Annotated in this window: 24 protein-coding genes; 10 read left to right on the top strand and 14 right to left on the bottom strand. The window is 62.7% G+C overall.

Translation table 11 applies throughout. The annotated features are described in order from the left end of the window. Positions 1–18: 18 nt before the first annotated feature. Genes coaE through CQ14_RS34700 form a run of 3 tightly spaced genes read right to left on the bottom strand, consistent with a single transcriptional unit; the run spans position 19 to position 2,096 of the window. Positions 19–618, bottom strand: a complete 600-nt coding sequence (gene coaE / locus CQ14_RS34690; RefSeq protein ID WP_057862248.1) for a dephospho-CoA kinase — start codon at positions 616–618, stop codon at positions 19–21. A gap of 19 nt (positions 619–637) precedes the next feature. Next, positions 638–1,246 (bottom strand): Maf family protein, encoded by a 609-nt coding sequence (locus CQ14_RS34695; RefSeq protein ID WP_057862249.1) that lies wholly within the window; start codon positions 1,244–1,246, stop codon positions 638–640. A gap of 10 nt (positions 1,247–1,256) precedes the next feature. Next, on the bottom strand, positions 1,257–2,096 hold the full coding sequence (locus CQ14_RS34700) for a pyruvate, water dikinase regulatory protein (protein ID WP_057834502.1): 840 nt from the start codon (positions 2,094–2,096) through the stop codon (positions 1,257–1,259). A gap of 454 nt (positions 2,097–2,550) precedes the next feature. Between CQ14_RS34700 and hemJ the strand changes: the two genes are divergently transcribed. The 7 genes from hemJ (at position 2,551) to CQ14_RS34735 (ending at position 10,838) form a co-directional block, all read left to right on the top strand. Next, on the top strand, positions 2,551–2,997 hold the full coding sequence (gene hemJ / locus CQ14_RS34705) for a protoporphyrinogen oxidase HemJ (protein WP_057862250.1): 447 nt from the start codon (positions 2,551–2,553) through the stop codon (positions 2,995–2,997). A gap of 260 nt (positions 2,998–3,257) precedes the next feature. Then, the gene (rho, locus tag CQ14_RS34710; RefSeq protein WP_057834504.1) at positions 3,258–4,523 is read left to right on the top strand and encodes a transcription termination factor Rho; all 1,266 of its coding nucleotides are present in this window, start codon (positions 3,258–3,260) and stop codon (positions 4,521–4,523) included. 286 nt (positions 4,524–4,809) lie between these two features. Continuing rightward, positions 4,810–6,141 carry a tRNA uridine-5-carboxymethylaminomethyl(34) synthesis GTPase MnmE gene (mnmE, locus tag CQ14_RS34715; RefSeq protein WP_057862251.1) on the top strand — a complete coding sequence of 444 codons (1,332 nt, stop codon included), beginning with the start codon at positions 4,810–4,812 and terminating at the stop codon, positions 6,139–6,141. A 119-nt stretch (positions 6,142–6,260) separates the two neighbouring features. Continuing rightward, positions 6,261–8,144, top strand: a complete 1,884-nt coding sequence (gene mnmG, locus CQ14_RS34720) for a tRNA uridine-5-carboxymethylaminomethyl(34) synthesis enzyme MnmG (protein WP_057862252.1) — start codon at positions 6,261–6,263, stop codon at positions 8,142–8,144. 119 nt (positions 8,145–8,263) lie between these two features. Continuing rightward, complete coding sequence (gene rsmG, locus CQ14_RS34725) at positions 8,264–8,962, top strand: 16S rRNA (guanine(527)-N(7))-methyltransferase RsmG (RefSeq protein ID WP_057862253.1); 699 nt, start codon at positions 8,264–8,266, stop codon at positions 8,960–8,962. Beyond that, positions 8,959–9,807 (top strand): ParA family protein, encoded by an 849-nt coding sequence (locus CQ14_RS34730; protein WP_057834508.1) that lies wholly within the window; start codon positions 8,959–8,961, stop codon positions 9,805–9,807. Before rsmG ends, CQ14_RS34730 begins: the two co-directional genes overlap by 4 nt. Before the next feature lie 149 nt (positions 9,808–9,956). Next, a complete protein-coding gene (locus CQ14_RS34735) occupies positions 9,957–10,838 on the top strand; it encodes a ParB/RepB/Spo0J family partition protein (protein WP_057862254.1) in 882 nt (293 codons plus the stop codon). 143 nt (positions 10,839–10,981) lie between these two features. On the opposite strand, the gene CQ14_RS34740 is transcribed toward CQ14_RS34735, so the two are convergent. From CQ14_RS34740 to CQ14_RS34760, 5 genes are all read right to left on the bottom strand, one after another. Next, positions 10,982–11,338, bottom strand: coding sequence for a hypothetical protein (locus tag CQ14_RS34740; protein ID WP_057862255.1), 357 nt, complete (start codon positions 11,336–11,338; stop codon positions 10,982–10,984). Position 11,339: 1 nt separating this feature from the next. Beyond that, positions 11,340–12,368, bottom strand: coding sequence for a DNA polymerase III subunit delta (gene holA, locus CQ14_RS34745; protein WP_057862256.1), 1,029 nt, complete (start codon positions 12,366–12,368; stop codon positions 11,340–11,342). A gap of 6 nt (positions 12,369–12,374) precedes the next feature. Further along, entirely contained in the window at positions 12,375–12,926 is a 552-nt protein-coding gene (gene lptE / locus CQ14_RS34750; RefSeq protein WP_057862257.1) for an LPS assembly lipoprotein LptE, read from the bottom strand. After that, positions 12,913–15,540 (bottom strand): leucine--tRNA ligase, encoded by a 2,628-nt coding sequence (leuS, locus tag CQ14_RS34755; RefSeq protein ID WP_057862258.1) that lies wholly within the window; start codon positions 15,538–15,540, stop codon positions 12,913–12,915. The genes lptE and leuS overlap by 14 nt, the downstream gene beginning before the upstream one ends. A 131-nt stretch (positions 15,541–15,671) precedes the next feature. Next, on the bottom strand, positions 15,672–17,363 hold the full coding sequence (locus CQ14_RS34760; RefSeq protein WP_057862259.1) for a diguanylate cyclase domain-containing protein: 1,692 nt from the start codon (positions 17,361–17,363) through the stop codon (positions 15,672–15,674). Between the two features lie 117 nt (positions 17,364–17,480). Between CQ14_RS34760 and CQ14_RS34765 the strand changes: the two genes are divergently transcribed. Further along, positions 17,481–18,158: a YggS family pyridoxal phosphate-dependent enzyme gene (locus CQ14_RS34765; protein ID WP_057862260.1), complete on the top strand. Its 678-nt coding sequence runs from the start codon at positions 17,481–17,483 to the stop codon at positions 18,156–18,158. Positions 18,159–18,258: 100 nt separating this feature from the next. Here CQ14_RS34765 and CQ14_RS34770 read toward each other — a convergent pair whose 3' ends face one another. Together CQ14_RS34770 and CQ14_RS34775 are read right to left on the bottom strand one after the other, a co-directional pair. Further along, on the bottom strand, positions 18,259–19,044 hold the full coding sequence (locus CQ14_RS34770) for a 2-keto-4-pentenoate hydratase (protein ID WP_057862261.1): 786 nt from the start codon (positions 19,042–19,044) through the stop codon (positions 18,259–18,261). A 15-nt stretch (positions 19,045–19,059) separates the two neighbouring features. After that, on the bottom strand, positions 19,060–19,629 hold the full coding sequence (locus tag CQ14_RS34775; RefSeq protein ID WP_057862262.1) for a L,D-transpeptidase family protein: 570 nt from the start codon (positions 19,627–19,629) through the stop codon (positions 19,060–19,062). A gap of 270 nt (positions 19,630–19,899) precedes the next feature. On the opposite strand from CQ14_RS34775, the gene CQ14_RS34780 reads away from it, so the two are divergent. Both CQ14_RS34780 and CQ14_RS34785 read left to right on the top strand, forming a co-directional pair. Then, positions 19,900–20,586: a response regulator transcription factor gene (locus CQ14_RS34780; protein WP_028348340.1), complete on the top strand. Its 687-nt coding sequence runs from the start codon at positions 19,900–19,902 to the stop codon at positions 20,584–20,586. 53 nt (positions 20,587–20,639) lie between these two features. Then, complete coding sequence (locus tag CQ14_RS34785; RefSeq protein ID WP_057862263.1) at positions 20,640–21,080, top strand: cyclic nucleotide-binding domain-containing protein; 441 nt, start codon at positions 20,640–20,642, stop codon at positions 21,078–21,080. Positions 21,081–21,083: 3 nt separating this feature from the next. On the opposite strand, the gene CQ14_RS34790 is transcribed toward CQ14_RS34785, so the two are convergent. From CQ14_RS34790 to CQ14_RS34805, 4 genes are all read right to left on the bottom strand, one after another. Continuing rightward, positions 21,084–21,899: an exodeoxyribonuclease III gene (locus tag CQ14_RS34790; RefSeq protein ID WP_057862264.1), complete on the bottom strand. Its 816-nt coding sequence runs from the start codon at positions 21,897–21,899 to the stop codon at positions 21,084–21,086. 176 nt (positions 21,900–22,075) lie between these two features. Continuing rightward, positions 22,076–22,882 carry an outer membrane lipoprotein carrier protein LolA gene (locus CQ14_RS34795; RefSeq protein WP_082650158.1) on the bottom strand — a complete coding sequence of 269 codons (807 nt, stop codon included), beginning with the start codon at positions 22,880–22,882 and terminating at the stop codon, positions 22,076–22,078. A gap of 126 nt (positions 22,883–23,008) precedes the next feature. Beyond that, a complete protein-coding gene (locus tag CQ14_RS34800; protein ID WP_057862265.1) occupies positions 23,009–25,456 on the bottom strand; it encodes a DNA translocase FtsK in 2,448 nt (815 codons plus the stop codon). Positions 25,457–25,468: 12 nt separating this feature from the next. Beyond that, positions 25,469–26,695: an aminotransferase class I/II-fold pyridoxal phosphate-dependent enzyme gene (locus CQ14_RS34805; RefSeq protein WP_057862266.1), complete on the bottom strand. Its 1,227-nt coding sequence runs from the start codon at positions 26,693–26,695 to the stop codon at positions 25,469–25,471. Positions 26,696–26,805 lie beyond the last annotated feature (110 nt).

Raw genomic sequence — 26,805 nt, forward strand, 5'->3', positions numbered from 1 at the left:
CCGCAGCTTTGAGGCGAATCAAGCTCGCCGCTGCGGCATCTTAACGACCTCGGCCAGAATGTCGCGGATGGCGGTCCGCACCGGGTCAAGTCCATGCGAGGTATCCACCACGAAATCCGCGCGCTTGCGCTTTTCGGCGTCGGGCAATTGCCGCGCCAGAATGGCGTCGAGCGCCTCATTGGTCATGGTGCCGCGCGCCAGGATCCGTTCGCGCTGGGTCGCCGCATCGGTGGACACCACGACGACGGCATCGACGCGTTTCTCGCCACCGGTTTCGAACAACAGCGGGATGTCCATCACCACCACCGGCGCGCCGGCGCGTTCGGCCTCATCGAGAAATTTCTGGCGGGATGCGCCGAGCATCGGGTGAACGATTCCCTCGAGCTGCTTGATGGCGGCGGGATCATGCACCACCTTGGCGGACAATTTGGCGCGGTCGACCTTGCCGCCGACGGTCGTACCGGGAAATGCCGCCTCGATCGCCGGCGCCGCCTCGCCTTCATAGATTTTGTGAACGGCGGCATCGGCGTCGTAAACCGGCACGCCTGCCTCGACGAACAGCTTTGCGGTGGTGGATTTTCCCATCCCGATCGAGCCGGTCAGTCCGAGAATACGCATTCAGATCGCCGTTTCCGTTCTAGACATTGAGCAGGCCCTCGCCGCGCAGGAATGCCAGTAGCGGCAACAGCGGCAGGCCGAGAATGGTGAAATGGTCGCCCTCGATGCGTTCGAACAGATGCACGCCCAGCCCTTCGAGCTGATAGGCGCCGACACTGGTCGTGACCGCCTCACCCGCTTGATCAAGATAGTTTTCGATTTCGCTGTCGCTCAAACGCCGCATCGTCATTCTGGCGACGCTGACATCGCAAAACCCTATCTTGCCGTTGTGGGCAACCGCAACGGCGGAATGCAGCTCGTGCGTATGGCCGGCCAGCAGGCGCAATTGATCGGCAGCCTGCGCGCGGCCCGCCGGCTTGCTCAACAGCCGGCTTCCCAAAGCCAGGGTCTGATCGGCGCCGACGACATAGCGGCCGGGATTTTTTGATGACACGAACTGCGCCTTTTCGCGTGCCAGCAGGCCCGCAATCTCGCCAGGCGACGAAAGGCCGGAATTGGTCTGCAGCGCTCGCTCGTCGATATCGGCAGGAACGGCCTTGAACGGAATGCCGGCGTTGGCGAGCAGCGTTTGCCGTGCTCGGCTCTGCGAAGCCAGAATCAGCAGATCTTTTTCGCGCCAGATCGTCATCGTATCAGCTTCATTCCGGCAGCCGCTGCCGCTGTCGATCGGTGAATAGCTTCAGCACTGCGGCGGCAGTCTCCTCGATCGAGCGTCGCGTGACGTCGAGCTGCGCCCAACTGAATTTGGCACTCAGCTTCCGCGCATACGCCACTTCATCGGCCACGGACTGACGATCGATGTAATCATCATTGGGGGTATCGGCGCCCATGCTCAGCAGACGGTTTTGCCGGACCTGGATCAACCGCTCCGGCGTGGCATGCAGGCTGACGACCAATGGCTTCTTCAATGTCTCAAGCTGGTGCGGCAGCGGAATGCCCGGCACTAGCGGCACGTTCGCGGTACGCACCCCGCGGTTGGCGAGATAGATCGAGGTCGGCGTCTTAGAGGTGCGGGACACGCCGACCAGGACCACGTCGGCCTCCTCGAGGCCTTCGACGTGCTGTCCGTCATCGTGCATCATGGTGTAGTTCAACGCGTCGATGCGCTTGAAATATTCCGCGTTCAGAACGTGCTGGGCCCCTACCCTGCCCGTCGTTGCCGCGCCGAGATAAGCCTCGAACAGTTGCATCACCGGCCCAATGATTGAGAGGCTCGGGATGTTGATGTCCCTGCACTTGGCTTCGAGCCGGCCGACCAGATCTTTTTCCAGCAGCGTGAAGAGCACGATGCCCGGCGCCTCCTCGATCTCGTCGAGCACGCGGTCGAGCTGCTTCTGGCTGCGCACCAGCGGATAGACATGCTCGACTGCGGTCACGTTGGCGTACTGCGCAGCGACCGCGCGCGCCACTGTGATCAGCGTCTCGCCGGTCGAATCCGAGACCAGATGAAGATGAAAATAGTTGCCAGTCGTGGGCACCAGAACCCCTGTGTATTCCTGTGAATCCTGTGGAGCTTAACCCTGACATCAGGCCCTGGATCGTCGCCTCAGGGATAACCCTTGGTTTCTTCACAGGGCCTCACGCGAGGACAAGTCCCACCGCCTCGCGGCAATGATAGTGAGAAGATGTGGATTTGTCTCTTCATAAGCTGACCACAAAACATCGCAAGCGATTGATGCAAGTGGCGTTATCCGGACGATCCGGTGCCTGGCCAAAATTGGTGATGGATGTGAACAAGCCGCGCAAAAAGGCGGGACGGTTTTGTGTGAGTCCAAATCACCGTCACTTAGACTCAAACCTAAGATTCTAAAATTATTAGTTTAGAGAAGCGGAGCTTTGCGGATATGTCTTGCGTCCTCGGCTGGCAGAGCTTCTGCGGCAACGCCGGGATGATCCCAACGTTCCAGGGCGAGCAAGGTCGGGGCGACTGCAATGTACGAGTTCACCATCCTCACGGCGTATCCCTGGATAAAGGCGCTGCATGTGATTGCCGTCATCTCGTGGATGGCCGGCATGCTCTATCTGCCGCGGCTGTTCGTCTATCATTGCGAGGCCGAGGTCGGATCGAAGCAGTCCGAGACTTTCAAGGTGATGGAAAGGCGCTTGCTGAAGGCGATCATCAATCCCGCGATGATCGTCACCTGGCTGGCCGGGCTTTATCTGGTCTGGAGCGGAGATTGGTACCGGTACGGCTGGTTTCACGCCAAGCTGACGCTGGTGCTCATCCTGTCCGGCGTCCACGGGTTTTTTGTCCGCTGGGTCAAGGATTTCGCCGCCGACCGGAATACCAGAAGCCAGAAATTCTATCGTATTATCAATGAGGTGCCGACCGTCCTGATGATCTTCATCGTCATCCTGGTGATCGTCAAGCCGTTCTAGGACAGCTTTTCGCAGGTTCGACCGTTTCTCATCTGCTTGCGAAGCGGCGGCCGATTTTCTATATTATCGAAATCCCACCCCACGCAGGCGGATGTGGCTGCGTTCCGGTTTCTTCATTGGAGACCGGCCGCCGCATCAGGTTTGAAGCCTCACCCGGCGCTTTCCTTGCTTAGACCTGCGGACCTTCCATTTTTCGTGTCCGCTTTTTTCTAAAGCCACCTCGCACCCCTTCTCAAAAGACACTCCACAGGACCACCCCAATGCGGGAAATGAAACTCCAAGACCTCAAATCGAAAACGCCGGCCGAGCTCGTCACGTTCGCCGAAGAGAGCGGGGTCGAGAATGCCAGCACCATGCGCAAGCAGGAGCTGATGTTCGCCATTCTCAAGCAGCTCGCGATTCAGGAAATCGACATCATCGGCGAAGGCGTCGTCGAGGTTCTCTCCGACGGCTTCGGCTTTCTGCGCTCGCCTGATGCCAACTACCTGCCCGGCCCCGACGACATCTACGTCTCGCCATCGCAGATCCGCCGCTTCGGCCTTCGCACCGGCGACACCATCGAAGGCCACATCCGCAGCCCGAAGGAAGGCGAACGCTATTTCGCGCTGCTCAAGGTCAACACACTCAATTTCGAAGATCCGGAAAAGTCCAAGCACAAGGTCAATTTCGACAATCTGACGCCGCTGTTTCCGGACCAGCGCTTCCGCCTCGAACTCGAAGACCCGACGCGAAAAGACCTCTCTGCAAGAGTGATCGACATCGTCGCTCCCATCGGCAAAGGCCAGCGCGCGCTGATCGTCGCGCCGCCGCGCACCGGCAAGACGGTGCTGATGCAGAACATCGCGCACTCCATCACCGCCAATCATCCCGAATGCTATCTGATCGTGCTTCTGATCGACGAACGTCCGGAAGAAGTCACTGACATGCAGCGCTCGGTGAAGGGCGAGGTGGTGTCGTCGACCTTCGACGAACCCGCCGTGCGTCACGTCCAGGTCGCCGAGATGGTGATCGAGAAAGCCAAGCGCCTGGTCGAGCACGGCCGCGACGTCGTGATCCTCTTGGACTCGATCACGCGTCTGGGTCGCGCCTACAACACCGTGGTGCCGTCATCCGGCAAGGTGCTGACCGGCGGTGTCGACGCCAACGCGTTGCAGCGGCCGAAGCGATTCTTCGGCGCCGCGCGCAACATCGAGGAGGGCGGTTCGCTCACGATCATCGCGACTGCGCTGGTCGATACCGGCAGCCGAATGGACGAAGTCATCTTCGAAGAATTCAAGGGTACCGGTAACTCCGAACTGATCCTCGATCGCAAGGTCTCGGACAAGCGGACCTTCCCGGCGATCGACATCTCGCGCTCCGGCACGCGCAAGGAAGAGCTGATCACCGATCCGCAGCTCCTGAAGAAGATGTACGTGCTGCGCCGGATCCTCAATCCGATGGGCACGATGGATGCGATCGACTTCCTGCTCGACAAGCTCCGCAACACCAAGAACAACTCGGAGTTCTTCGACTCCATGAATACCTGAGCCGCCAAAGTAAAGCTTAGGGGAGGGCGCCTCGCACCGCGGGGCGCCCTTTTTCATGTTGCGGCGGCCGTTCCATTGCGGTGCAGCATGAAAAATCGGCTTTAGCGATTGGTTAACCATATAAGGTATTGAATTTTATACTATTTAGTTCTGCTCGGGGTTTGGGGCAGGGTACCTCGCTGGATTTCACAGCATTTTTGCCGCTTCTGCTAACGGTATCGCCAGTGCGTTCAGGCCTCGAGTTTGAATCGCGTTGCCTTTTCAAAACCTCCCGCGCAAATAGGCCATGCATCCGCGGGATCAGACTATCTTTGCGTTGTCATCAGGCCGGCCACCGAGCGCGATCGCCTTGGTACGGGTTTCGGGTCCGCAGGCCGGAAGGATCGTAACGACCCTTGCCGGCAAATTGCCGCCACCGCGAATGGCGACCCGCGCCTTGCTACGGGATGTCGGCCAGCGGCCGATCGACGATGCCGTGGTGCTTTGGTTTCCAGGTCCGGCCAACGCGACGGGCGAAGACGTCGCCGAGTTTCACGTCCACGGCGGACGTGCGGTGCTGGCCGCTTTGTTCGCGGCGCTGTCCGCATTCGCTGATGTTCGTAGCGCCGAGCCTGGCGAATTTACGCGCCGCGCTTTCGAGAACGGCAAGCTCGATCTCACCGAAGCCGAAGGCCTCGACGATCTCATCCACGCCGACACCGATCGGCAGCGGCACCAGGCGTTGCGTCAACTGAAGGGATTGCTTGGCGACCGGGCGCGCGACTGGCGTGCGCGGATCATCGAGGCGTCTGCCTTGATCGAGGCGGGCATCGATTTCTCGGATGAGGGCGACGTGCCGGCAGAGTTGATCGCGCCAGCGCTGGCAAAGGTCAAAGCACTTCTGTTCGAGATCGAGGAGGTCCTGGCGGGGCAGGGGCGGAGCGAGCGGCTTCGCGATGGCCTCGTCGTCGCGATCGCCGGCCCGCCGAATGTCGGCAAGTCGACGCTGATGAATCAGCTCGCGCGTCGCGAGGTCGCGATCGTGTCGCCGCATGCCGGCACCACGCGCGACGTCATCGAGGTGCAGCTCGATCTCGACGGCTATCCGGTGACCGTGATTGACACCGCAGGCATTCGTGAGACTGACGACCCGGTGGAGCAGGAGGGCGTTCGCCGCGCCCGGGCTCGTGCAGCGGATGCGGATCTCGTGCTGTGGCTCTCCGACTCTTCGCAGGCGGCGATCGATCACGACGGGAGCGCGCCAATCTGGAAGGTGCGAAACAAGATCGATCTTGGGGCGGCGGGTCGGCCATTGGCCGAGGGGCCGGGGCAGGGAAGCTTTCAGATTTCGGCGAGCCGGGGGGATGGCGTGCTGGAGCTGATCAGTGCCCTGGTCGAGTTCGCCCAAACCTACTTTGGTGGCAGCGAGAGCGGATTGATCGGCCGGACCCGGCAGCGGAAGTTATTGGAGGACGTCGCCGCCGGATTGCGCCGCTGCCTCACGGTAGTCGGGGAGGGCGAAGAATTGGCGGCAGAAGAATTGCGCACGGCGGCCCACTCGCTGGGTCGACTGTTGGGGCGCGTAGACGTCGAGGACATCCTGGACGTCATCTTCCGGGAGTTCTGTGTAGGTAAGTAAGACTTCCTTATCCATGTTTCACGTGAAACAGATCGGGGCGTGGGCGATGTTTCACGTGAAACAAAGACTCCTCAAAACTTCACTTCCGGGTTTTCCAACTCCGCGATAGAAGTCCCGGCATGATTTCCGAAGCGGACTCCTTCGACGTCATCGTCATCGGTGGCGGCCACGCCGGCTGCGAGGCTGCGAGCGCGGCTGCGCGCATGGGCGCGAAGGCCGCTCTGCTGACCCATCGCTTTGCGACGATCGGGGCGATGTCCTGCAATCCCGCCATCGGCGGTCTCGGCAAGGGCCATCTGGTCCGCGAAGTCGATGCCCTGGACGGTCTGATGGGTCGGGTGGCCGATGCCGGCGGCATCCAGTTTCGGATGCTGAACGGTCGCAAGGGTCCGGCAGTCCGCGGTCCGCGCGCCCAGGCAGACCGAAAACTTTATGCTGCGGCGATGCAGACCGCGATCCGGGAGACTGCAAACCTCGGCGTGATCGAAGGCGAGGCGGATGAGCTGATCGTTTCGAACGGCCGGGTGAGGGGTGTTCGACTGGGGGATGGGCGCGAGCTCGCGGCCGGCGCGGTCGTTATTACGACCGGCACTTTCCTGCGGGGTCTCATCCATCTCGGCGAAAAGAACTGGCCCGCCGGCCGCGTCGGCGAGGCGCCGGCGATGGGACTTTCGACGTCCTTTGAGCGTGCCGGATTTACGCTGGGACGGTTGAAGACCGGTACGCCGCCACGGCTCGATGGCACGTCGATCGACTGGTCCGCCGTGGAGATGCAGCCCGGAGACGATCCGCCGGAGCCGTTCTCGGTCATGACGGACCGGATCACGACGCCGCAGATCCAGTGCGGCATCACGCGGACGACGCCGGCGACCCATGAGGTGATCCGGGCCAACGTCCATCGCTCCCCGATGTATTCCGGTCAGATCAAGAGCAGCGGTCCGCGCTATTGTCCCTCGATCGAGGACAAGATCGTCCGCTTTGGCGATCGCGATGGGCACCAGATCTTCCTGGAGCCCGAAGGGCTCGACGACTCCACGGTCTATCCCAACGGCATCTCGACCTCGCTGCCGGAGGAAGTCCAACTCGCGATCCTCGCCACCATTCCCGGACTTGAGCGGGTGAAGATGGTCCGGCCGGGCTACGCCATCGAATACGACCATGTCGATCCGCGGGAGCTGGACCCGACCTTGCAGACCAAGCGTCTGCCGGGTCTCTTTCTGGCCGGGCAGATCAATGGCACGACCGGATACGAGGAGGCGGCGGCGCAAGGGATCGTCGCCGGCCTGAACGCCGCACTGATGGCTGGCGGCGCCGAGCCGACCGTGTTCGATCGCGCCGACGGCTATCTCGGGGTGATGATCGACGACCTCGTGACCCGCGGGATCACCGAGCCGTACCGGATGTTCACCTCGCGGGCGGAGTACCGTCTGACTCTTCGGGCTGATAACGCCGACCAGCGTCTGACCGACAAGGGCATCGCTCTGGGCTGCGTAGGGCAGGCGCGTTCGCAGCGGCATCGCGAGAAGATGGCTGCGTTGGAAGCTGCCAAGGCTTTGGCCAGGTCGCTGGCCATCACTCCGAACGAAGCGGCCAAGTATGGCCTCGCACTCAACCGCGACGGCCATCGCCGATCGGCATTCGAGCTGCTGGCCTATCCAGAAATCGAGTGGACGACCCTGCGAGGGATCTGGCCGGAGCTCTCGGTCATCGATCCGTCGATCGCCGTCCATCTTGAGATCGACGCCAAATACGATGTCTACCTCAAGCGCCAGACTGCCGACGTCGATGCCTTCCGTCGTGACGAGGGCCTGGTCCTGACCGGCATCGACTATGCCGATGTGCCCGGGCTTTCGAACGAGGCGCGGTCAAAGCTTCAGGCAGCGCAGCCACGGACCGTGGGGCAGGCGGGTCGGCTCGACGGATTGACGCCGGCGGCGCTGGGAATTCTGGCGGCCTATCTCCGGCGCGAAGCGCGGCGGAAGAACGCGAAGGTGACGACTTAAGAATCTGTTTCACGTGAAACGTTGATGTGGGATGGGTGGAGCGATAGCCATCTTCCGCACGCGAGCAATTGACGGGTATCGCTTCGCTTCACCCATTCGAGCCGCCCAACGGGACCGCCATGGCGAAAGCCGCCGCTCACACCCTCTCCTCGCCCCTGCTCTCCGACAAGGCCACTGGCCTAGCCCTCACCCCCGTTTCATCCGAAACGGAGGCGCGGCTCGATCGCTACGTCGCCTTGCTTCTGGAGTGGCAGATCAAAACGAATCTGGTGGCGCCATCGACGCTTCCGAATCTGTGGACGCGGCACGTCTCCGATTCGCTCCAGCTTTTGAGTCTGGTTCCATCGGCCAAGACCTGGGTCGATCTCGGCAGCGGCGGCGGTTTCCCTGGCGTGGTGCTGGCCTGCGCGCTGGCAGAAACACCCGGCGCCAATGTCCATTTGGTCGAGCGCAACGCCAAAAAAGCGGCCTTCCTGCGCGAGGCAGTTCGCGTAACTTCTGCGTCTGCGACCGTGCATTTGGCGGGAATCGGGGATATTGTGGATAGAATTGGAAGTCGCGTTGATTGCGTCACTGCGCGAGCGCTGGCTCCATTACATCAGCTCGTCGGCTTCGCGGAGCCGTTTGTGAGCAGCGGCGCGAAAGCGTTGTTCCTCAAGGGCCAAGATGTAGAGGCTGAATTGACCGAAGCCACTAAATATTGGAATATTCAACCGCGACTCCATTCCAGCCGCACGGGCGGGCACGGCTGGATCGTCGAACTCGATCGGATCGAGCGGCGCAACCCCTCCGCGATCACACATGGCGATCGGGCATGAGCGAATTAGACCAGTTATATCAAGAAGATAGAGATCAAACCCCACCGCCCCATCCACGCATCCTATCGCTCGCGAATCAGAAGGGCGGCGTGGGCAAAACGACCACGGCAATCAATCTGGGTACCGCGCTCGCGGCAATTGGCGAGCGCGTCCTGATCGTCGACCTCGATCCGCAGGGCAACGCCTCTACCGGTCTCGGCATCGATCGCCGCAACCGCAGCTGCTCGACCTATGACGTGCTGATCGGCGAAGCGCCGCTGCGTGATGCGGTGGTTGCCACCGCGGTGCCGCGGCTGCACATCGCCTCCTCGACCATGGATCTGTCGGGCCTCGAGCTCGAACTCGGCACGACGCCCGGCCGCGCCTTCCGCCTGCGCGACGCGATCGCGGCGTTGAACAAGAACGCCGCGCCGGACACCGACTACACCTATGTGCTGATCGATTGTCCGCCGTCGCTGAATCTTCTCACCGTCAACGCGATGGCGGCGTCGGATGCGATCCTGGTGCCGTTGCAATGTGAATTCTTCGCGCTCGAAGGTCTGTCGCAATTGCTGCAGACGGTGGAGCAGGTGCGCTCGACGCTCAATCCGAACCTGTCGATCCACGGCATCGTGCTGACCATGTTCGACTCGCGCAACAACCTGTCGAACCAGGTGGTCGCCGACGTCAGGCAGTTCATGGGCGGCAAGGTCTATGACACCATGATTCCCCGTAACGTGCGCATCTCCGAGGCGCCGTCCTACGGCAAGCCGGTGCTGGTCTACGATCTCAAATGCGTCGGCAGTGAAGCGTACCTGAAGCTGGCAACGGAAGTGATCCAGCGCGAGCGCGAGCTGAGGCATTAGTCAGGAATCGCAGGGTGGGCAAAGGCGTCTTCGCCGTGCCCACCATTGTTTGTCGCGACAATCGGTGGGCACGCTTCGCTTTGCCCACCCTACAAGTAACCGAATTCAGTTCCGGAGTAGCTTAAGTGAATCCTAGGGAGTTGGCGGCGATGGCCGACAAAACAGGTTCGCGACTGGGCCGTGGCCTCGCAAGTCTGATCGGGGATGTCGGTGGCGAGGCCGCGCACGCCGAACGGCCACGCAACCAGCGCAAGGTGCCGATCGAGTTTCTGAAACCGAATCCGCGCAACCCGCGCCGGACCTTTTCCGATGCCGAGCTCGGCGAGCTTGCGGCCTCCGTCAAGCAGCATGGCGTGATCCAGCCGATCGTGGTCCGCCCGGTGAAGGGCGCGCAGGACCGCTACGAGATCATCGCCGGCGAACGGCGCTGGCGCGCCGCGCAACTCGCCAGCCTGCACGAGGTGCCGATCGTCCCGATCGAAGTCAGCGACTCTGACGCGCTCGAGATCATGATCATCGAGAACGTGCAGCGTGAAGACCTCAATGCGATGGAAGAGGCGCAGGGCTATCACGCGCTGGCCGACGAATTCAAACGCAGCCAGGAAGACATCGCCAAGGAAGTCGGCAAGAGCCGCAGCCACGTCGCCAACATGATGCGGCTGACGAAACTGCCGACGGAAGTGCAGGCCCTTATCTCAAGCGGCGAATTGTCGGCCGGTCACGCTCGCGCGCTGATCGGCGTGCCCGATCCGCTGGCCGCGGCGAAGCGCATCGTCGCCGAAGGCCTCAACGTGCGGCAGACCGAGGCGCTTGCCCATGAAGAAGGCGTGCCGGAGCGCAAGCCGCAAAAGGCGAGGGGCGGCGGCAAGACGAAGGACCCCGACACGATCGCACTGGAGAAGCGCGTCAGCGATGCGCTCGGCCTCACCGTCACCGTCAACCACCGCGACCCCGGCGGCTCGGTTCAGATCAGCTACCGCAACCTCGAGCAACTCGACGAGGTGATGCGGCGGCTGGAGAAGGGGAAGTGACAAGCCTCTCCGCGTCATTGCCTGCGACAAACGCGAAGCGTTTGCGCAAGGGAGCGACAGCGACGAAGCATTCCATTCCTCCGCTTGGGGCGCGATGGATTGCTTCGCTTCGCTCGCAATGACGGAAGACGGACAGCGCGGCCTCAGCGAAATTCGTGGATGACTTCGATCTCGCCCACGATCGCCTCGTTGAAAGCGGCCATTTCCTCAGCCGGAATCCAATACTCCAGATGGGCTGAGCCGCCGGCTTCCTGAACGCCGTATTTATCCAAAAAATCCCGACGTACCTCAAAGCGTGTGACGTAACCGGAGCCGCTGGCCGGGACGTTCCAGTCGCGGGCGATCTTCACCGCGTATTCTTCTGAGAGCACCGGGTAGAAGATGGGCTGCTCCGGAAGCCGTGGCGGGAACGCCCGCATTCCACTCTTTCGGATCAATTCCAACTCGGCCGGTCCGACCGGGCGCCATAGCGTTGCGGCGTCTTCTGCCCCTTTCGACATGTCACCCCCGCCGCTTCGCATTCGCGGCAATCGAGAGCAGTGTCCGCAGCCCGATGGCCGATGCCAGCGAGGCCTGCTTGCGCATGTCGAGGGCGGCCGTCCCGAGCTGATCGATGATGGCGGCCAGTCGCGCCGCGCTGAAATTACGCAGCGCGATTTCGACGGCGCCCTTCCGCGAAAAGTGCAGGCGCGGATATCCGCTTTCCAGCAGGGTCGAGACGGGCGTGCCTTCAGCCACCGCGAGCGCCGATTTGTGCAGCCACGCCGCCTGGCGCTGTGCGGCGGAGATGATCACGCCGGGATAGGTGCCGGCGATCATCGCCTTGGCAAATTCGCCTTCGACCAGGTCCGGCTTGCCGGCAAAGGCGCCGTCCACGATTGGGTCGAGTTTCAGCTCGGAGGCGTCGGACACGACGGTCATGACATCGTCGAGCCCGATCTCGCCCTTGCCGTGGGAATAGAGCGCGAGCTTGCGCAGTTCATTGCGCGAGGCCTGGCGGTCGCCGCCGAGCAACGACATCAGGACCGCACGCGCATCGGCGGCGATGCGCAAATTCGAAGTCCGCAATTCCTCGTCGATCAGTCTCGCAAGGTCGCGCTCGGTGTCGGGATAGCAGGCGATGGCGACCGCGGTCTTGGCGCGCTCGCAGGCCTTGCGCAGCGGCGATTCCGGCCGCAGGTCACCGGCCTCGATCACGATGCGGCAATCCTTCACCGGCGAATCGGCCAGCGTGTCGACGCCGCTGGCGAAACTGCGGGAGCCGGCGCGCACGCGGATCGCCCGCCGGCCGCCGAACATCGGAATCGTCATGGCCTCGTCGACCAGCCGCGACGGCTCGGCCGCCAGCTCGTCGCCGTCGAGCCGCACCAGCGAGAAGGGATCGTTGGGGTCGTCGACCGCCGACGCAATCAACGCATCGGCGCGTTCGCGCACCAGACCGGCGTCGGGACCGTAAAGCAGGATGATGGGGCGGCCGGCATCAGGCCGGGCGAGAAAAGCGTCGATGTCTTTTCCGCGGAGCGCGACCAATGGCGGTCAGGTGCCGGCGTAGAAGAACGAGGCCAGCCGGGTCTGAATGTTTTCCGCGATCTCGTTGGCGGCGCGATCCTCGGCGTCGCGAAAGGCGCGGGCGCGAGCGAAGCGCTGCAGATTGCCCGGAATGTCGTAGGACACGCGCGAGAAGGTCGTGCCGGTCATGACCGACTTGTTGGTGGCAAGGTCGATCAGATTGTACTGCGCGTCGATGCCATAGTTTTCGCTCGAGGGCAGGGCGGTGGTGGGATCGATCATCAGCGAGTTGCGGGTGGTAGTGAAGCGCAGCACCAGGCGATGGGTCGGCGGCATGCCGGTAGCGTTGCCGTAAAGCTTGAACGCCAGCGCATTGCGGATCTCCACCTGGATTCGGGCTTCACGCGACGCGTTCGGCTTATCGACCGGCGGGACTTCCACGCCCATCAGCTTTTCGCGCAAGCCGGGCGTGCCGTCGGTACGTTCGGCATACATCGGCTGGAAGCAGCCGGCCGTGAGCGCCGCCAGAGCGGCGACGGCGATGAGCCGAACGGCGATCCGGGTCTTAGCCAACGACATTCACGATCCTCATGGGAACTACGATTACCTTGCGAACGGCCTTGCCGCCGAGAGCGAGTTTTACCGCATCGAGCGCCAAAACGGCAGCCTCAATTTCCGGATTTTGGGCGACCCGTGGCACGGTAACATCACCCCGTTTCTTGCCGTTGACCTGGACTACCAGCGTCACGGAGTCTTCAACCAGCAAATCGCGTTCGATTTGGGGCCAGTTGGCCTCCGAAATCAGCCCGGATTGCCCCAGGACCTGCCAGCATTCCTCGGCCAGATGCGGCATCATGGGCGAAACCAGTTGAACAAGGATGACGGCGGCCTCCCGGATCGCCCAGGCGACGTCGGGCGCCGGCTGGACGCCTTTGGCCAGCACCTCGGCCAGGGCATTGGTGAATTCGCGGATATGGGCGAGGCAGACATTGAAGTGAATCCGCTCAATCCCGGTAGAGACCTTGTCGAGTGCACCGTGGGCGGCCTTGCGCAGGGCGAGCGCTCCCGGGCCGAATGACGCCGGCCGCGAAGCGGGGGCGGATTTTGCGATCTCGGCCGATTCGTTGATCAGCCGCCACAGCCGCTGCACGAAGCGCGAGGCGCCCTGCACGCGCTCGTCGCTCCAGATCACGTCGCGGTCGGGTGGCGAATCCGACAGCATGAACCAGCGCGCGACGTCGGCGCCATAGGTGGCGATGATGTCGTCGGGGTCGACCGTGTTGCGCTTTGACTTCGACATTTTTTCAATCGAGCCGATTGTAACTTCTTCGCCGGTGTCGATCAGAACGGCGTGGCGGTGGCCATTCGGGTCGTTCTCGATCTTCACTTCAGCCGGAGCAGCCCAGCCGCCATCCGCTTTCCGGTAGGTTTCGTGCACGACCATGCCTTGGGCGTACTGACCGGCAAACGGCTCGTCGAATGCGATGTGGCCGGTGGCCTTCATCGCGCGGGTGAAAAAGCGGGCGTACAGCAGGTGCAGGATCGCGTGCTCGATACCGCCGATGTACTGGTCGACCGGCATCAACCGATCGACGACGGCACGCGTGGTCGGGGCCGCCTCGTTCCAGGGGTCGGTGAAGCGTGCAAAATACCATGCCGAATCGACAAAGGTATCCATCGTGTCGGTTTCGCGCTGCGCCTTGCCGCCGCATTTCGGGCAGGTGACGTGCTTCCAGGTCGGATGATGGTCGAGTGCGTTGCCGGGTTTGTCGAAGGTCACGTCCTCCGGCAGCACCACCGGCAGGTCGCTATCCGGGACAGGCACGACATCGCATTTCGGGCAGTGGATCACCGGGATCGGGCAGCCCCAGTAGCGCTGGCGCGAAATGCCCCAGTCCCGCAGGCGGAAATTCACCTTGCGTTCGCCGACCGGCGCATTGCCGCGGACCTCGGTTTCCAGCCGCTTCGCCACCTCTTCCTTCGCCTGCTCGATGGTCATGCCGTCGAGGAAGCGGGAATTGATCATGCGGCCTTCACCGTCATAGGCGGTATTGGTGATCACAAAGCTGTTGGGGTCCTGGCCTTCGGGACAGACCACCGGGGTGTTGCCGAGCCCGTATTTGTTGACGAAGTCGAGGTCGCGCTGGTCGTGTGCCGGGCAGCCGAAGATCGCGCCGGTGCCGTACTCCATCAGCACGAAGTTGGCGACGTAGACCGGCAGCTTCCAGTTGGAATCGAACGGATGGACTGCGCGGATGCCGGTGTCAAAACCCTGCTTCTCGGCGGTATCGATAATTTCCTGCGCGGTGCCGATCCGTTTGACCTCGGCAATGAATTCCGCAAGCTTCGGGTTCTTCGCAGCCGCGGCCTGCGCCAGCGGATGATCTGCTGCAATCGCCATGAATTTGGCGCCGAACAGCGTATCATGTCGCGTGGTGAAAACTTTCAGCTCGTTCTCGCCATTCGGCGCAGTTGCCGGATCGAGCGCGAAACGCACCAGCATGCCTTCGCTGCGGCCGATCCAGTTGCGCTGCATGACGCGCACCCGGTCGGGCCAGCGGTCCAGCGTGTCCAGCGCGTCTAGTAATTCCTGCGAGTACTTCGTGATCTTGAAGACCCACTGGCTCATTTCGCGCTGCTCGACAACAGCGCCCGAGCGCCAGCCGCGGCCGTCGATCACCTGCTCGTTGGCGAGCACGGTCATGTCGACCGGATCCCAGTTGAGCTTGCGCTTCTCGCGCTCGGCGAGGCCCGCGCGCAGCATGTCTAAAAACATCTTCTGTTGATGCTTGTAGTAGCTGGGATCGCAGGTCGCGAATTCGCGTGACCAGTCGAGCGACAGCCCGATCGACCGCAACTGCTTCTTCATCGCTGCGATGTTGTCATAGGTCCACGCCTTCGGCGCAACCTTGCGCTCGATCGCGGCATTCTCCGCCGGCAGGCCGAAAGCGTCCCAGCCCATCGGGTGCAGCACGTTAAAGCCCTTGGCGCGCATGAACCGCGCCAGCACGTCGCCGAGCGTATAGTTCCGGACATGCCCGATATGGATGCGCCCCGACGGGTAAGGGAACATCTCGAGCACGTAGTATTTCGGCCGCGGATCGTCGTTTTTCGAGGCGAAGATCGCCTTTTCGTCCCACTGGCGCTGCCAGCGAGGCTCGGAATCACGGGCGTTGTAACGTTCGGAGGTCATGGAATCGCAGGGTTTTTTGTGGATTCGGGTCCCGTCCAGAGGACGGCGGACTAGGCCACAAAAGCGGCTGCGGGGTCAACGGGTTGGGGAGGGGCAGAACGGTCATTTGGCCGGCGGCGTGGCGCGTCGGCTCACCCCGCCATCGCCATCCCGGCCTCGTCGACCAGCTTGGCAAAGCCGTGCTCGACCACGGTGTTGCGGCCGCGGTGTTTGGCGGCGTAGAGGGCGGCGTCCGCGGCCTCGATCAGGTCGCCGGGGGTTTGGGTGTCGCTGGGTAGCGTGGCGGCGACGCCGACGCTCACGGTGACGGTGAGATGGTTGGAGGTGATGTGGGGCAAAGCGAGGCCTTGAACGGTTGCGCGCACCGTTTCACCGATCTCGAGCGCCTTTTGCGGGCTGGTGTTCGGCAGCAACAGACAGAATTCCTCGCCGCCATAGCGGCCGGCAAAGCCCATGGTGTCGGCGGCGATCCCGGCCAGCGTTTCGCCGATCCGGGTCAGGCAGGCGTCGCCTTCCGGGTGGCCATAGGTGTCGTTGTAGAGCTTGAAGTGATCGACATCGATCATCAGGAGCGACAGCTCGCTATGATATTGCTGCGCCTTCAGCCATTCGAAATCGAGCCGGCTCTGGAAGCCGCGGCGGTTGGCGAGACCCGACAGCATGTCGATCGAGGCCATCACGGTGAGCCGGTCGTTGGTGGCAACCAGCTCGCGCTCGCGCTGGCTGAGCTGGGCCGCCATCGCGTTGAAGGCGCGGGCCAGCGGCATGAATTCCGAAGGCAGGCGGCTGCGCGCGACGCGGGCCGTCCAGTCGCCTTCGCCGAAGCGCCTGGCCATGCCGGTCATGACCTCGATCGGCTTGATGATGAGTTTCTCGGCGCCGATCAGCGCGCCGAGTAGCACGAACAGGCAGACGAATCCGAGTTGCAGATAGGCGGTGCGGATCTCGCGATTGATCGCTGCCGTCACCTTGGCCTCGTCGACGCTGACGATCAGGCGCGATTGCGTGCCGGGAATGCGCGCGAAACTGACGGCGCGCTTGGAGCCGTCGGTCGCGGCAAAGGAAAGCGAGCCGGTATCGGAGTTGGAGCTGAGCGCCTTGTAGGTGATGGCCGACAACAGCGGCACGTTGTCGAGTGGCTGGCCGATCATGCTGGCCTGGTCCGGCGGCGCCGCCAGCACCACGCCGGTGCTGTCGATCAGCAGCGCCGAGATGCCCGGCCGTCCGCCGAAATTGGCCATGATCTTCGAGAGCCAGTCGAGATTGATGCCGGCGACCGCCACCGATTCCTCTTCCCGGTTGATCGCGGCGACCGGATAGGCCGCCATCATGATTGGCCGGTTGTTGGTCTTGCCGAACAAATAGTCGCTGAAGACGAAATCGCGCGTCTCCTGCGCCTTCCTGAAATATTCGCGATCGCTGATGTTGAGGCCGACCTGGATGTTCAGCGTCGAGCACTGCACCGTGCCTTCCTTGCTCACGAGCATGATGCTGCGGATCCAGGGCAGGTTGGCAGGCAGGCTGGCGCGCAGGATTTCACAGCTGCGCCCGATGCCGCTGGAGGCACGGATATAGGCCGCCGATTTCAGCATGGTCTCGACGGAGGAGATTACCTCGCGCTGGGTCTCGGCGCTGTGATGGGTGATGTTGGCGTATTCTTCCGAAGCGGTCGCGATCTGCCTGGCGCGGGTGTCTTCGAGCGAGCGGACCCGCTCCAGCATCAAGGGCGCCACCAGCAGCACGGCCAGCATCGCAAGCCGCGCGCGGATTCCGAGCAGCTTCTTGAGTTTGACCCGCTTGCGGTTGAAAGTAACGCCAGACATCCTGCCCCCCACACCACAGGGTAGAGCGAAGGGTTCAAAAAGCCTTTCCCGAACTTGGTAAAATTCGAGGAAATGCCGTAAAATCTCCTCGCAGGAATCCGATACGATGCGAGAGAGATGACGACGCCGCTAACCAAGTCTTTACCAATTGGCCTGGCTCAAGTTGAGCAGGACATCGCGCGCGCGTGCAAGGAAGCGCGCCGCGAGCGTGCATCGGTGACGCTGATCGCGGTGTCGAAGACGTTCGACGCAACTGCCATTTCACCGGTCATCGATGCCGGCCAGCGCGTGTTCGGCGAAAACCGCGTGCAGGAGGCCAAGGCAAAATGGCCGGCGCTGGTGTCGTCCCATCCCGGGCTTGCCCTGCATCTGATCGGGCCGCTGCAATCCAACAAGGCGAAGGAGGCCGTGGCGCTGTTCGACGGCATCCATTCGGTCGACCGCCCCAGCATCTGCGAAGCGCTGGCCAAGGAAATCAATTCGCAGAACAAACGGCCGGAATTGTTCGTTCAGATCAACACTGGCGAGGAGCCGCAAAAGGCCGGCATCGCGCCCGGCGAGGCCGATGCCTTCATCGCGAGCTGCCGCGACAAATACGGTCTGGTCATTTCCGGCCTGATGTGCATCCCGCCGGTCAACGACGCACCGGCGCCGCATTTCGCGCTGACAGCCAAGATCGCCGCGCGGAACGGGCTGAAGAATCTATCGATGGGCATGAGCGCCGATTTCGCGGTCGCGATCCAGATGGGCGCGACGCATGTGCGCGTCGGCTCGGCGATTTTCGGGGCGCGGTAGATTTCCGTCATTGCGAGCGAAGCGAAGCAATCCATACCTCAACACGGGGATAGATGGATTGCTTCGTCGCTATCGCTCCTCGCAATGACGGCGGAGAGAGCTACTCGAACCCAACCGAAACCTTTCCAAGCGCTCCAAAATCAACCGCGAAAAAATCGCCCGATTGAATCGGCAGCGGCGGATGGCAGGTGCCCGTCGTCACGATACGGCCGGCTTTCAGCGTCACGCCAAGCTGGCGCAATTCATTGGCTAGCCATGTCAGTGCAACGCGGGGATCGCCAAGCACGTTCTTGCCGTGGCCAACGAATTTTTCGCCGCGCATCGTCATGACCGGCCGTTCCTCGACGAGGTCCATCGAACGCCAGTCGGCTGTTGCGGCAGGACCCAGCACGAACAGATGCGCGCAGGCGTTGTCGGCGATGAGCTGCGCTTCGCCGGCGGCGGCGAAATCGGCAAAGCGCGAGTCGGGAATCTCGATCGCGGGATGCAGCGTGTCGACGGCATCGAGCACCTGCTGGACCGTATAGGGTGTCGGTCGCGCCGGCAGATCGACACGCATGTGAAAAGCGAATTCGGGCTCGGCGACGCGCATGTCGTTGCCTGCCATCGAAGCCGTTCCGCCATCTGGAATGACGGTCTCGGCCAGAATGCGCCCGGCCATCGGCCCATCGACATTGATGTGCCTTTGTCCGGCTTCGCTGGTAGCTGCGATCTTCCAGCCGAACAGGCTTGCGGACGTATACTTTTCGATTGCCGCCTGGATCGCGTAGGCCTCGATCCGGTCGCGTGGCCGCAGCTTTTCGTCGAGGCCGGAAAGTTTGGTGCCGGCGCGCCAGTGGTCGTGCAGCGTCTTTGATGCGGAGGCTATTGCGTTCTTGTCGAGCATCGCGTGTGATTCCCGTCAGCCGATCATGATTTTGGTCTGCGGCCCCAGGCGCCGCAACAGCCGCAGCATGGCAGATTTCGTCATCGAGACGCATCCGGCCGTCGGCGAGAAATTGGTGCGCGCCAGATGCAGGAACACGGCGCTGCCGCGGCCGGCAATGCGCGGCGCGCTGTTGTGATCGATCTCGACGATGAAGTCGTAGAGATGGTCTTCGCGCGTCAGCCGGTCGCCGGGCTGATCGCGGACCAGGCGGATCGGCTGATTGTAATGGCGGTCGCGCGGGTCTTCGCACCAGGCGTCCTCGGGCCGGATCGGCCGGGCCGGCAGATAGGTCCGGGGTCGAGTATGGCGGTCGGCGCGCCACCACAATTGCAGCGGGTAATACGTGCCCCGTGGGGTGCCGCCGTCGCCCTCCCGCTTGTTGGCGAGGATGCCGCCGCGGCCAAGTGCCACCGGAACAGACCAGCCGTCTGCGCTCAGCCACCCCCGGCGCGGGTCGCCAGCGGCCCGTTGGACCCGGATCGCCGCAAGCGGCCGATCACGCGTAGCTGTCTTATAAGTGATTGAAATTGGGTTGTTTTCCATGCCAATGCCCAAATCCGGGGATTGCCTGCCCGGCCGCTGCTAATCTAATTGACGCCATTACAGGACATTCATCCAGACGTTCCTCAAATTTGGGATAGACTGTGCTCGGCTTGTGAATCTGTAACAATCTCTTACCTCAATACGAATCAGTGCCCTGATGACCCGGCTTGCTAGCGAAATTTGCCCGCGAATCAGGTTTGTCATCGACCAAGACCCGGCTTGAGACGCTCCCGCCTGTGTCCGCCGCCTGCCTCAAGAGGATCGTATCCTATGCCCAATGCCCGCAAGATCCTGATCGTGGATGACGATACCGATCTCCGCGATACGCTGGTGGAGCAATTGTCGCTGCATGAGGAGTTCGAAGCCTCCGCAGTCGATACCGGTGCCAAGGGCGCCAGCGCCGCCAAGGCTAACTCCCCCGATCTGGTGCTGATGGATGTCGGCTTGCCGGACACCGACGGACGTGAAGTCGTGCGCAGCCTCCGCAAGGGCGGCTTCAAGGCGCCGATCATCATGCTCACCGGCCACGATACCGATTCCGACACCATTCTGGGCCTCGAATCCGGCGCCAATGACTACGTCGCAAAGCCGTTCCGGTTCGCCGTCCTGCTCGCGCGGATCAGGGCGCAGCTCCGCCAGCATGAGGCCAGCGAGGACGCGGTGTTCTCCGTCGGTCCCTACAGCTTTCGGCCCGGCTCGAAGATGCTGACCGCCGCCAATGCCCGAAAGGTGCGGCTGACCGAGAAGGAAACCGCGATCCTGCGCTTCCTCTACCGCGCCGGCCAGTTGCCGGTATCGCGCGAGACGCTGCTGCAGGAAGTCTGGGGCTACAATTCGGGTGTTACCACGCACACGCTGGAAACCCATATCTACCGGCTGCGGCAGAAGATCGAGAAGGATGCGGCCAACCCGGAAATCCTGGTGACGGAAGCCGGTGGCTACAAGCTGGTTCCGTGATACGATCTCGCAGCCACGATTGGTAATTTTCCGCGCGTTCCGGTCACCGGTCCATGTCGATCGAAGATGATGTAGCCCTGCTCGAGCGGGTCCCGACATTGCGCCTGTTGGGGACGGCGGCGCTGCGCATGCTGGCGATCGGCTCGGAGCAGCGCGATTTCTCCCCCGGCGATTATCTGTTCAACTCCGGCGACGATGCGGATGCCGGCTATATCGTGCAGCGCGGTTCGTTCCGCGTCGAGGATGGCGGCGCTGAAGTCGTCGCCGGCCCCGGCTCCCTGATCGGCGAACTGGCACTGATCGTTGCGATGAAACGGCCGTCGAGCGCGGTCGCGCTCGATCATTCCTCGGTCATCCGGGTGGCGCGCAGCCTGTTTCAGCGCGTGCTCGAAAGCGATCCTGCCGCCGCGCGTCGCCTGCGCGACGAACTCGCCACACGCACCAGCCAGCTCGCCAGCGATATTCTGATGGCCGGCGCCAAGCTGAGTATCTGATCGCTACACCTCCAGCGTGACCGTCACCGGCACGTGGTCGGACGGGCGCTGCCAGCCGCGGGCGTCGCGGCTGATCCTGAAATCGCTGACACCGTCCTTCAGCGCGCGCGACACCCAGATGTGGTCGAGCCGACGGCCGCGGTCGCCGACCGTCCAGTCGGCGGCGCGGTAGCTCCACCACGTGTAGACCTTTTCCGACAGTGGAATCCGCTCGCGCGCGACGTCGAACCACTCGCCATGGGCCTGTGCCGCCAGGAGCTTCTCGCATTCGATCGGCGTATGCGAGACCACCTTCAGAAGCTGCTTGTGCGACCACACGTCGTTTTCATGCGGCGCCACGTTGAGGTCGCCGACCAGGATATGCCGGTCGTCACCGCGCGGGTGCAGCGGTTCGCAGGCCTTCATCTCGTCGAGGAATTTCAGCTTGTGATCGAACTTCGGATTGAGCGCGGGATCGGGAATGTCGCCGCCGGCCGGAACGTAGAAATTGTGCAGCACCAGCGGTTTTGCAAGCTGCGCCTTTTCGCCGAACGATACTGAAATGTGACGCGAATCGATCTTGTCGCAGAAGGTCCTGATATCGGTGGCCTCGAACGGCAGTTTCGAGACGATGGCGACACCGTGATAGCCCTTCTGCCCGTTCAGCGCGACGTGCTCATAGCCGAGACGCTTGAATCGCTTCAGCGGAAACGCGTCGTCGATGCACTTGGTCTCCTGCAGGCACAGCACATCCGGCCGCGCCGATTTAAGGAATTTGGCGACGATGTCGATGCGTAGCCGCACCGAATTGATATTCCACGTTGTCAGGGAGAAACGCATGAGGGCCGTGTATTACCACGGTTCCTGACGACGTCCTGCTGTTTGTCCACAGGCTGAATTTCGCAGGATGAGCAAAGGCGCACCTGCGCCGTGCCCAACATGCATCCCGATCTCGGTGAGGATGGTGGGCACGCTTGCGCTTTGCCCACCCTACGGCTCCGAGAAATGCGCGCCGCTCAGTTCGCGGGCGTGATGTAGTTGGTGAAGTCGATCTTGAACAGGCCGGGATCGACCTTCTTGGACGAGTCCAGATTGTAGACCGCAACCGTGGTGTCGTAGCCCTGCGGGTCGGTCACCGTCCACTGCTTGAGCTGGCCGTCCTTGGTGCCGACCATCAGCATCAGCCGGCTGGTGCCGATCAGGGCCTGCTTCTCCTCGATGGTGACGCTGATGAAGACGTCATCGGCCGTGACGCTGACGACATTGGTGTCCTTCAACAGATCGATCCTATCAGACAGCAGGAAACGCAGCGGCGTTTGCGACAGCGGATAGATGTCCTGGGTCGCGAGCTTGCGGTCACGCACCGCCAGCGACGAGCCGTCGGCGACGATCGCGATCGGGCTCGGGTCGTCATATTCGAAGCGCACCTTGCCCGGCTTCTGGATGTAGAAATCGCCCTTGGTCTTGCTGCCATCGGGCCCGACCTGGACGAAATTGCCGACCAACGTCTGCAGCGAAGACAGATACGAACTCACCCGGGCAGCCTGTGCCTTCTGGTTGGCATCGAAGGTGGCAAACACATTGGCCGGGACATTGCGGTTCGGGTTCGGGATCACCGGATTCGGCGGTGCCTGGGTGGCGCCCGTGGTCATCGGAACCTTGTCCTGCGCGCTCATCTGCACGCCGCCCTCGCGCGCCTTGGGCGCGGGCTTAGGAACCGGCACGTTCTGCGCAGACGTCGGCGTCGCGAAGCCGGCGATGGAGGTGGCGATCAAAAGGGCCAGTCCGGAGCGCAGCCCGCGATGGGTAGATTGTTCTGTCATCAGGTATTCGGATCTCTATTCGACGAGGCGTCCCGCTGGGGGCCAGTTTATCGTGCTTTCGACCAAAGGAGATATCGTTTTTCCGTGAAAATAGTTGCGCCAAATCCCCCCATTCGGCGCCCTGATCTAGAATCCGCCCTCTTCCTCCTCGACCAGAATTTCGCGTTTGCCGGCGTGATTCGCCTGTCCGACGATGCCTTCCTGTTCCATTCGTTCCATCAGCGAGGCGGCACGGTTATAGCCGATTTGCAGCCGGCGCTGAATGTAGGAAGTCGAGGCCTTGCGGTCGCGTTTGACGATCGCAACCGCCTGCGCGAACAGGTCGCCGCCGCCATCGGCGCCCATGCCGGTAGAATCGAATACCGCGCCGTCTTCCTCGGTCGGTTCCTCCGCGGTAACAGCTTCCAGATATTCGGGCGCGCCTTGCGTCTTCAGGTGACGTACCACCTTCTCGACCTCCTCGTCGGAGGCAAAGGGACCGTGCACGCGGCTGATGCGGCCGCCGCCGGCCATATAGAGCATGTCGCCCTGGCCGAGCAGTTGCTCGGCACCCATCTCGCCGAGAATGGTGCGGCTGTCGATCTTCGACGTGACCTGGAAGGCGATGCGGGTCGGGAAGTTCGCCTTGATGGTGCCGGTGATGACGTCGACCGACGGACGCTGCGTGGCGAGGATGACGTGGAGACCGGCGGCGCGCGCCATCTGCGCCAGACGCTGCACCGCGCCTTCGATGTCCTTGCCGGCCACCATCATCAGGTCGGCCATTTCGTCGACGATGATGACGATATAGGGCAGCGGCTCGAGCTCAAGCTTTTCTTCCTCGTAGATCGCCTTGCCGGTTTCCTTGTCGAAGCCGGTATGCACCGTGCGCGTCAGCTCCTCGCCCTTGCCCTTGGCTTCGACGAGGCGCTGGTTGTAACCGTCGATGTTGCGCACACCGAGCTTGGCCATCTTCTTGTAGCGCTCTTCCATTTCGCGCACGGCCCATTTCAGCGCGACAACCGCCTTCTTCGGATCGGTCACGACCGGCGTCAGCAGATGCGGGATGCCATCATAGACGGAGAGTTCGAGCATCTTGGGATCGACCATGATCAGGCGGCACTGATCCGGCCGCAGGCGGTAGACCAGGCTGAGGATCATGGTGTTGATGGCGACCGATTTGCCGGAGCCGGTGGTACCGGCTATCAGCATATGCGGCGTGCGCGCGAGATCGATGATGATGGATTCGCCGCCGATGTTCTTGCCAAGGCAGAGCGGAAGTTTTGCGTGCGACTCGTCCTTCGTGGTCAGCAATTCGCGAAGATAAACCTTTTCGCGATGCACGTTCGGCAGTTCGATGCCGATGGCGTTGCGGCCGGCGACCACGGCAACGCGGGCCGAGAGCGCGCTCATCGAGCGGGCGATATCGTCGGCGAGACCGATGACGCGCGAGGATTTGATGCCGGGCGCCGGTTCGAGTTCGTAGAGCGTCACGACCGGGCCGGGGTTGGCCTTGACGATCTCGCCGCGGACGCCGAAATCGCCGAGCACGCCTTCCAGCGCGCGCGAATTGGCTTCCAGCTCGGCCTTGCTGAGCGGCTGCCGGTCCGACGCCTTGGGCGCCGTCAGCATCGAGACCGAAGGCAGTTCGAACTTGTCCGATTTGCGCGCCGAGGCACGCGGCGCGGGTTTCTTGCGTGGGGTACGGGCGGCGGGAGCCTCTTCCTCCTCCTCCTCGTCTTCCTCTTCTTCCTCGTCCTCGAAGTCCTCTTCCTGTGGAGCCAGTTTTGGCGCGGCGCGACCGCTGAGGCTTGGTTCCTGACGTTCGAACGAGGCCTTGCGAGGCGGCGGCGAACTCGACACCAGTGATCGGTAGGCCGCGCTCATCAGCCAACCGAGCCGCGCCTTCAAGCTCATCAGCGCATGATACACCCATCCGAGCGAGACCGAACTGCGATCCCCTTCTTCCTCGAAGGGCGTGTCATCGTCTTCGATCGGCGTCAGCTCTTCATCGCGCGGGCGCGAGCCCCAGCCGCTGGCAAACAGAAAGGTTATGCACATCGCCGCAAACAGGATGATGCCGAGCACGAGACGATAGGTGAAGCCGGCCGGACCGAATACCACCGCGGGCGCGCGTACCAGCGCGTCACCGACGACGCCGCCAAGACCGGTCGGCAGCGCCCAGGCTCCGCCATGCGGCCAGCAGCTTGCAAAGCCGGCCGCGATCACCGTGCAGAGGATCCAGCATCCAAGGCGCAGCGCTTCGCGGTCGAAGGTGCGATGGGTCAGCATGCGCCAACCCCACACCGCGACCGTGAGGGTCAGCATGATCGCGCCGAGACCGAGAATCTGCATCAAGAGATCGGCGCCGATTGCACCGGGATAGCCGAGAACGTTGCGGATCGGGCGCGACGTCGCATGGCTCAGGCTCGGGTCCTGCACCGACCACGTCATCAACGCCGCCGCCGCCACGCCGGACAGCGCGATCAGGCAGACGCCGGCGAGCTCGCGCAGGCGCCGCGCCAGCGCCTCGCGGATCGAGACCGGCAGATGGCCGACCAGGGGAATAACACGTTCGATCGCTGGCATGCTCATGAGGCCCTGCGATTAATCCAGAATTTCGACCAGCCGGTGCAGCGCCTCGGCCGTTGATTCGCTATCAGAGACCAGCGCGAGACGGATGTAGCCCGCGCCGGGATTGAAGCCGTCGTTCTGCAACCGCGACAGATAACTTCCCGGTATCACACGAACCCCTGCATCTCTGTAAAGCTTCACCGCCGTCGCCTCATCACCGCCGCGATCGGAGACGTCGAGCCAGACGCAAAAGCCGCCGGCCGGCCGCACATAGCCGTAGCGGCTGCCGAGAATCTGGTCGGCAAGATCGAACTTGATGCGGTAGAGCCTGCGGTTCTCTTCGACATGGGTTTCGTCGCTATAGGCGGCAACCGCGACATGCTGCAGCGGCACCGGCACCTGAGGGGCGGCGACATTGCGCAATTCGTGAAAGGCCGCAAGGAATTTCCGGTCACCGGCGGCAAAACCGACGCGCATGCCCGGCAGGTTCGAGCGCTTCGACAGTGACTGGAACGCAACGACGTTGGTGAAATCGGGCCCGGCGCATTCCAGCGCGCTGCCCGGCGCCTGCCTGGTGTAGATTTCCGAATAGCACTCGTCGCTCAGGATCATGAAGCCGTAGCGGTCGGCGAGGCCCTTCAGCCGCGTGAAGTAGTCGCGCGAGGCGACCGAGCCCTGCGGATTGGCGGGTGAGGCGATGAACATCGCAACGGTTCGGGCCAGCGTCGCCTCATCGAGCGAATCGAGATCCGGCAAGAAGCCGTTGGCGAGCGTCGTCGGCAGGTAGATCAGTTCGCAACCGGCCGCGCGCGCGCCCGCACCATAAGCCGGATAAAACGGGTTGGGCATCAGGATCGCGGGCCTGCCCTTGCGCGGGCCGACATAACGGGCGGCAGTGATCGCCGCGAAAAACAGCCCCTCGCGGCTGCCGCTCAGCACCAGGATTTCGCTCTCGGGGTCGACCGGGCGGGGAAGCTGGAACCGGGTCGAAAGCCAGTTGGCGGCGGCGCGGCGGAACGGCTCGATGCCCTTGGCAAGCGGATAGCGGCCGAATTCGGCAATGTGTTTGGCCAGGACCGGCCCGACGAAATCGGGCACCGGGTGCTGCGGCTCGCCTAAGGACAGCGTAATCAATGGTTTGGCAGGCTGATAGGGTGCCAGCAGCTCGGTCGTGCGCAAGAACGGTGAGCGCTCGGCCTGGCCGGCAGGGCTTGCACTGCCGGCGCCCTGCGCCACGCCGGAAGAGGCGGTCATTGCCATGTCTGAAACGCCAGTACTCTCAAAAGCGGTCAAGGGGCTGAAGCGAGCCCCGGAAACCCATCAAATCACCATAGATACGGCGGGGTTAAGACGCGATTAACCATCGGTGC

Origin of the sequence: Bradyrhizobium lablabi (genome assembly GCF_001440475.1) — a bacterium.
Taxonomy (GTDB): domain Bacteria; phylum Pseudomonadota; class Alphaproteobacteria; order Rhizobiales; family Xanthobacteraceae; genus Bradyrhizobium; species Bradyrhizobium lablabi.

What these genes read in the sequence shown, in the direction of transcription:
- coaE (WP_057862248.1), bottom strand. Translation starts at nt 618, where the DNA reads ATGCGTATTCTCGGACTGACCGGCTCGATCGGGATGGGAAAATCCACC.
- CQ14_RS34695 (WP_057862249.1), bottom strand. Translation starts at nt 1,246, where the DNA reads ATGACGATCTGGCGCGAAAAAGATCTGCTGATTCTGGCTTCGCAGAGC.
- hemJ (WP_057862250.1), top strand. Translation starts at nt 2,551, where the DNA reads ATGTACGAGTTCACCATCCTCACGGCGTATCCCTGGATAAAGGCGCTG.
- rho (WP_057834504.1), top strand. Translation starts at nt 3,258, where the DNA reads ATGCGGGAAATGAAACTCCAAGACCTCAAATCGAAAACGCCGGCCGAG.
- mnmE (WP_057862251.1), top strand. Translation starts at nt 4,810, where the DNA reads ATGCATCCGCGGGATCAGACTATCTTTGCGTTGTCATCAGGCCGGCCA.
- mnmG (WP_057862252.1), top strand. Translation starts at nt 6,261, where the DNA reads ATGATTTCCGAAGCGGACTCCTTCGACGTCATCGTCATCGGTGGCGGC.
- rsmG (WP_057862253.1), top strand. Translation starts at nt 8,264, where the DNA reads ATGGCGAAAGCCGCCGCTCACACCCTCTCCTCGCCCCTGCTCTCCGAC.
- CQ14_RS34730 (WP_057834508.1), top strand. Translation starts at nt 8,959, where the DNA reads ATGAGCGAATTAGACCAGTTATATCAAGAAGATAGAGATCAAACCCCA.
- CQ14_RS34735 (WP_057862254.1), top strand. Translation starts at nt 9,957, where the DNA reads ATGGCCGACAAAACAGGTTCGCGACTGGGCCGTGGCCTCGCAAGTCTG.
- CQ14_RS34740 (WP_057862255.1), bottom strand. Translation starts at nt 11,338, where the DNA reads ATGTCGAAAGGGGCAGAAGACGCCGCAACGCTATGGCGCCCGGTCGGA.
- lptE (WP_057862257.1), bottom strand. Translation starts at nt 12,926, where the DNA reads ATGTCGTTGGCTAAGACCCGGATCGCCGTTCGGCTCATCGCCGTCGCC.
- leuS (WP_057862258.1), bottom strand. Translation starts at nt 15,540, where the DNA reads ATGACCTCCGAACGTTACAACGCCCGTGATTCCGAGCCTCGCTGGCAG.
- CQ14_RS34760 (WP_057862259.1), bottom strand. Translation starts at nt 17,363, where the DNA reads ATGTCTGGCGTTACTTTCAACCGCAAGCGGGTCAAACTCAAGAAGCTG.
- CQ14_RS34765 (WP_057862260.1), top strand. Translation starts at nt 17,481, where the DNA reads ATGACGACGCCGCTAACCAAGTCTTTACCAATTGGCCTGGCTCAAGTT.
- CQ14_RS34770 (WP_057862261.1), bottom strand. Translation starts at nt 19,044, where the DNA reads ATGCTCGACAAGAACGCAATAGCCTCCGCATCAAAGACGCTGCACGAC.
- CQ14_RS34775 (WP_057862262.1), bottom strand. Translation starts at nt 19,629, where the DNA reads ATGGAAAACAACCCAATTTCAATCACTTATAAGACAGCTACGCGTGAT.
- CQ14_RS34780 (WP_028348340.1), top strand. Translation starts at nt 19,900, where the DNA reads ATGCCCAATGCCCGCAAGATCCTGATCGTGGATGACGATACCGATCTC.
- CQ14_RS34785 (WP_057862263.1), top strand. Translation starts at nt 20,640, where the DNA reads ATGTCGATCGAAGATGATGTAGCCCTGCTCGAGCGGGTCCCGACATTG.
- CQ14_RS34790 (WP_057862264.1), bottom strand. Translation starts at nt 21,899, where the DNA reads ATGCGTTTCTCCCTGACAACGTGGAATATCAATTCGGTGCGGCTACGC.
- CQ14_RS34795 (WP_082650158.1), bottom strand. Translation starts at nt 22,882, where the DNA reads ATGACAGAACAATCTACCCATCGCGGGCTGCGCTCCGGACTGGCCCTT.
- CQ14_RS34800 (WP_057862265.1), bottom strand. Translation starts at nt 25,456, where the DNA reads ATGAGCATGCCAGCGATCGAACGTGTTATTCCCCTGGTCGGCCATCTG.
- CQ14_RS34805 (WP_057862266.1), bottom strand. Translation starts at nt 26,695, where the DNA reads ATGGCAATGACCGCCTCTTCCGGCGTGGCGCAGGGCGCCGGCAGTGCA.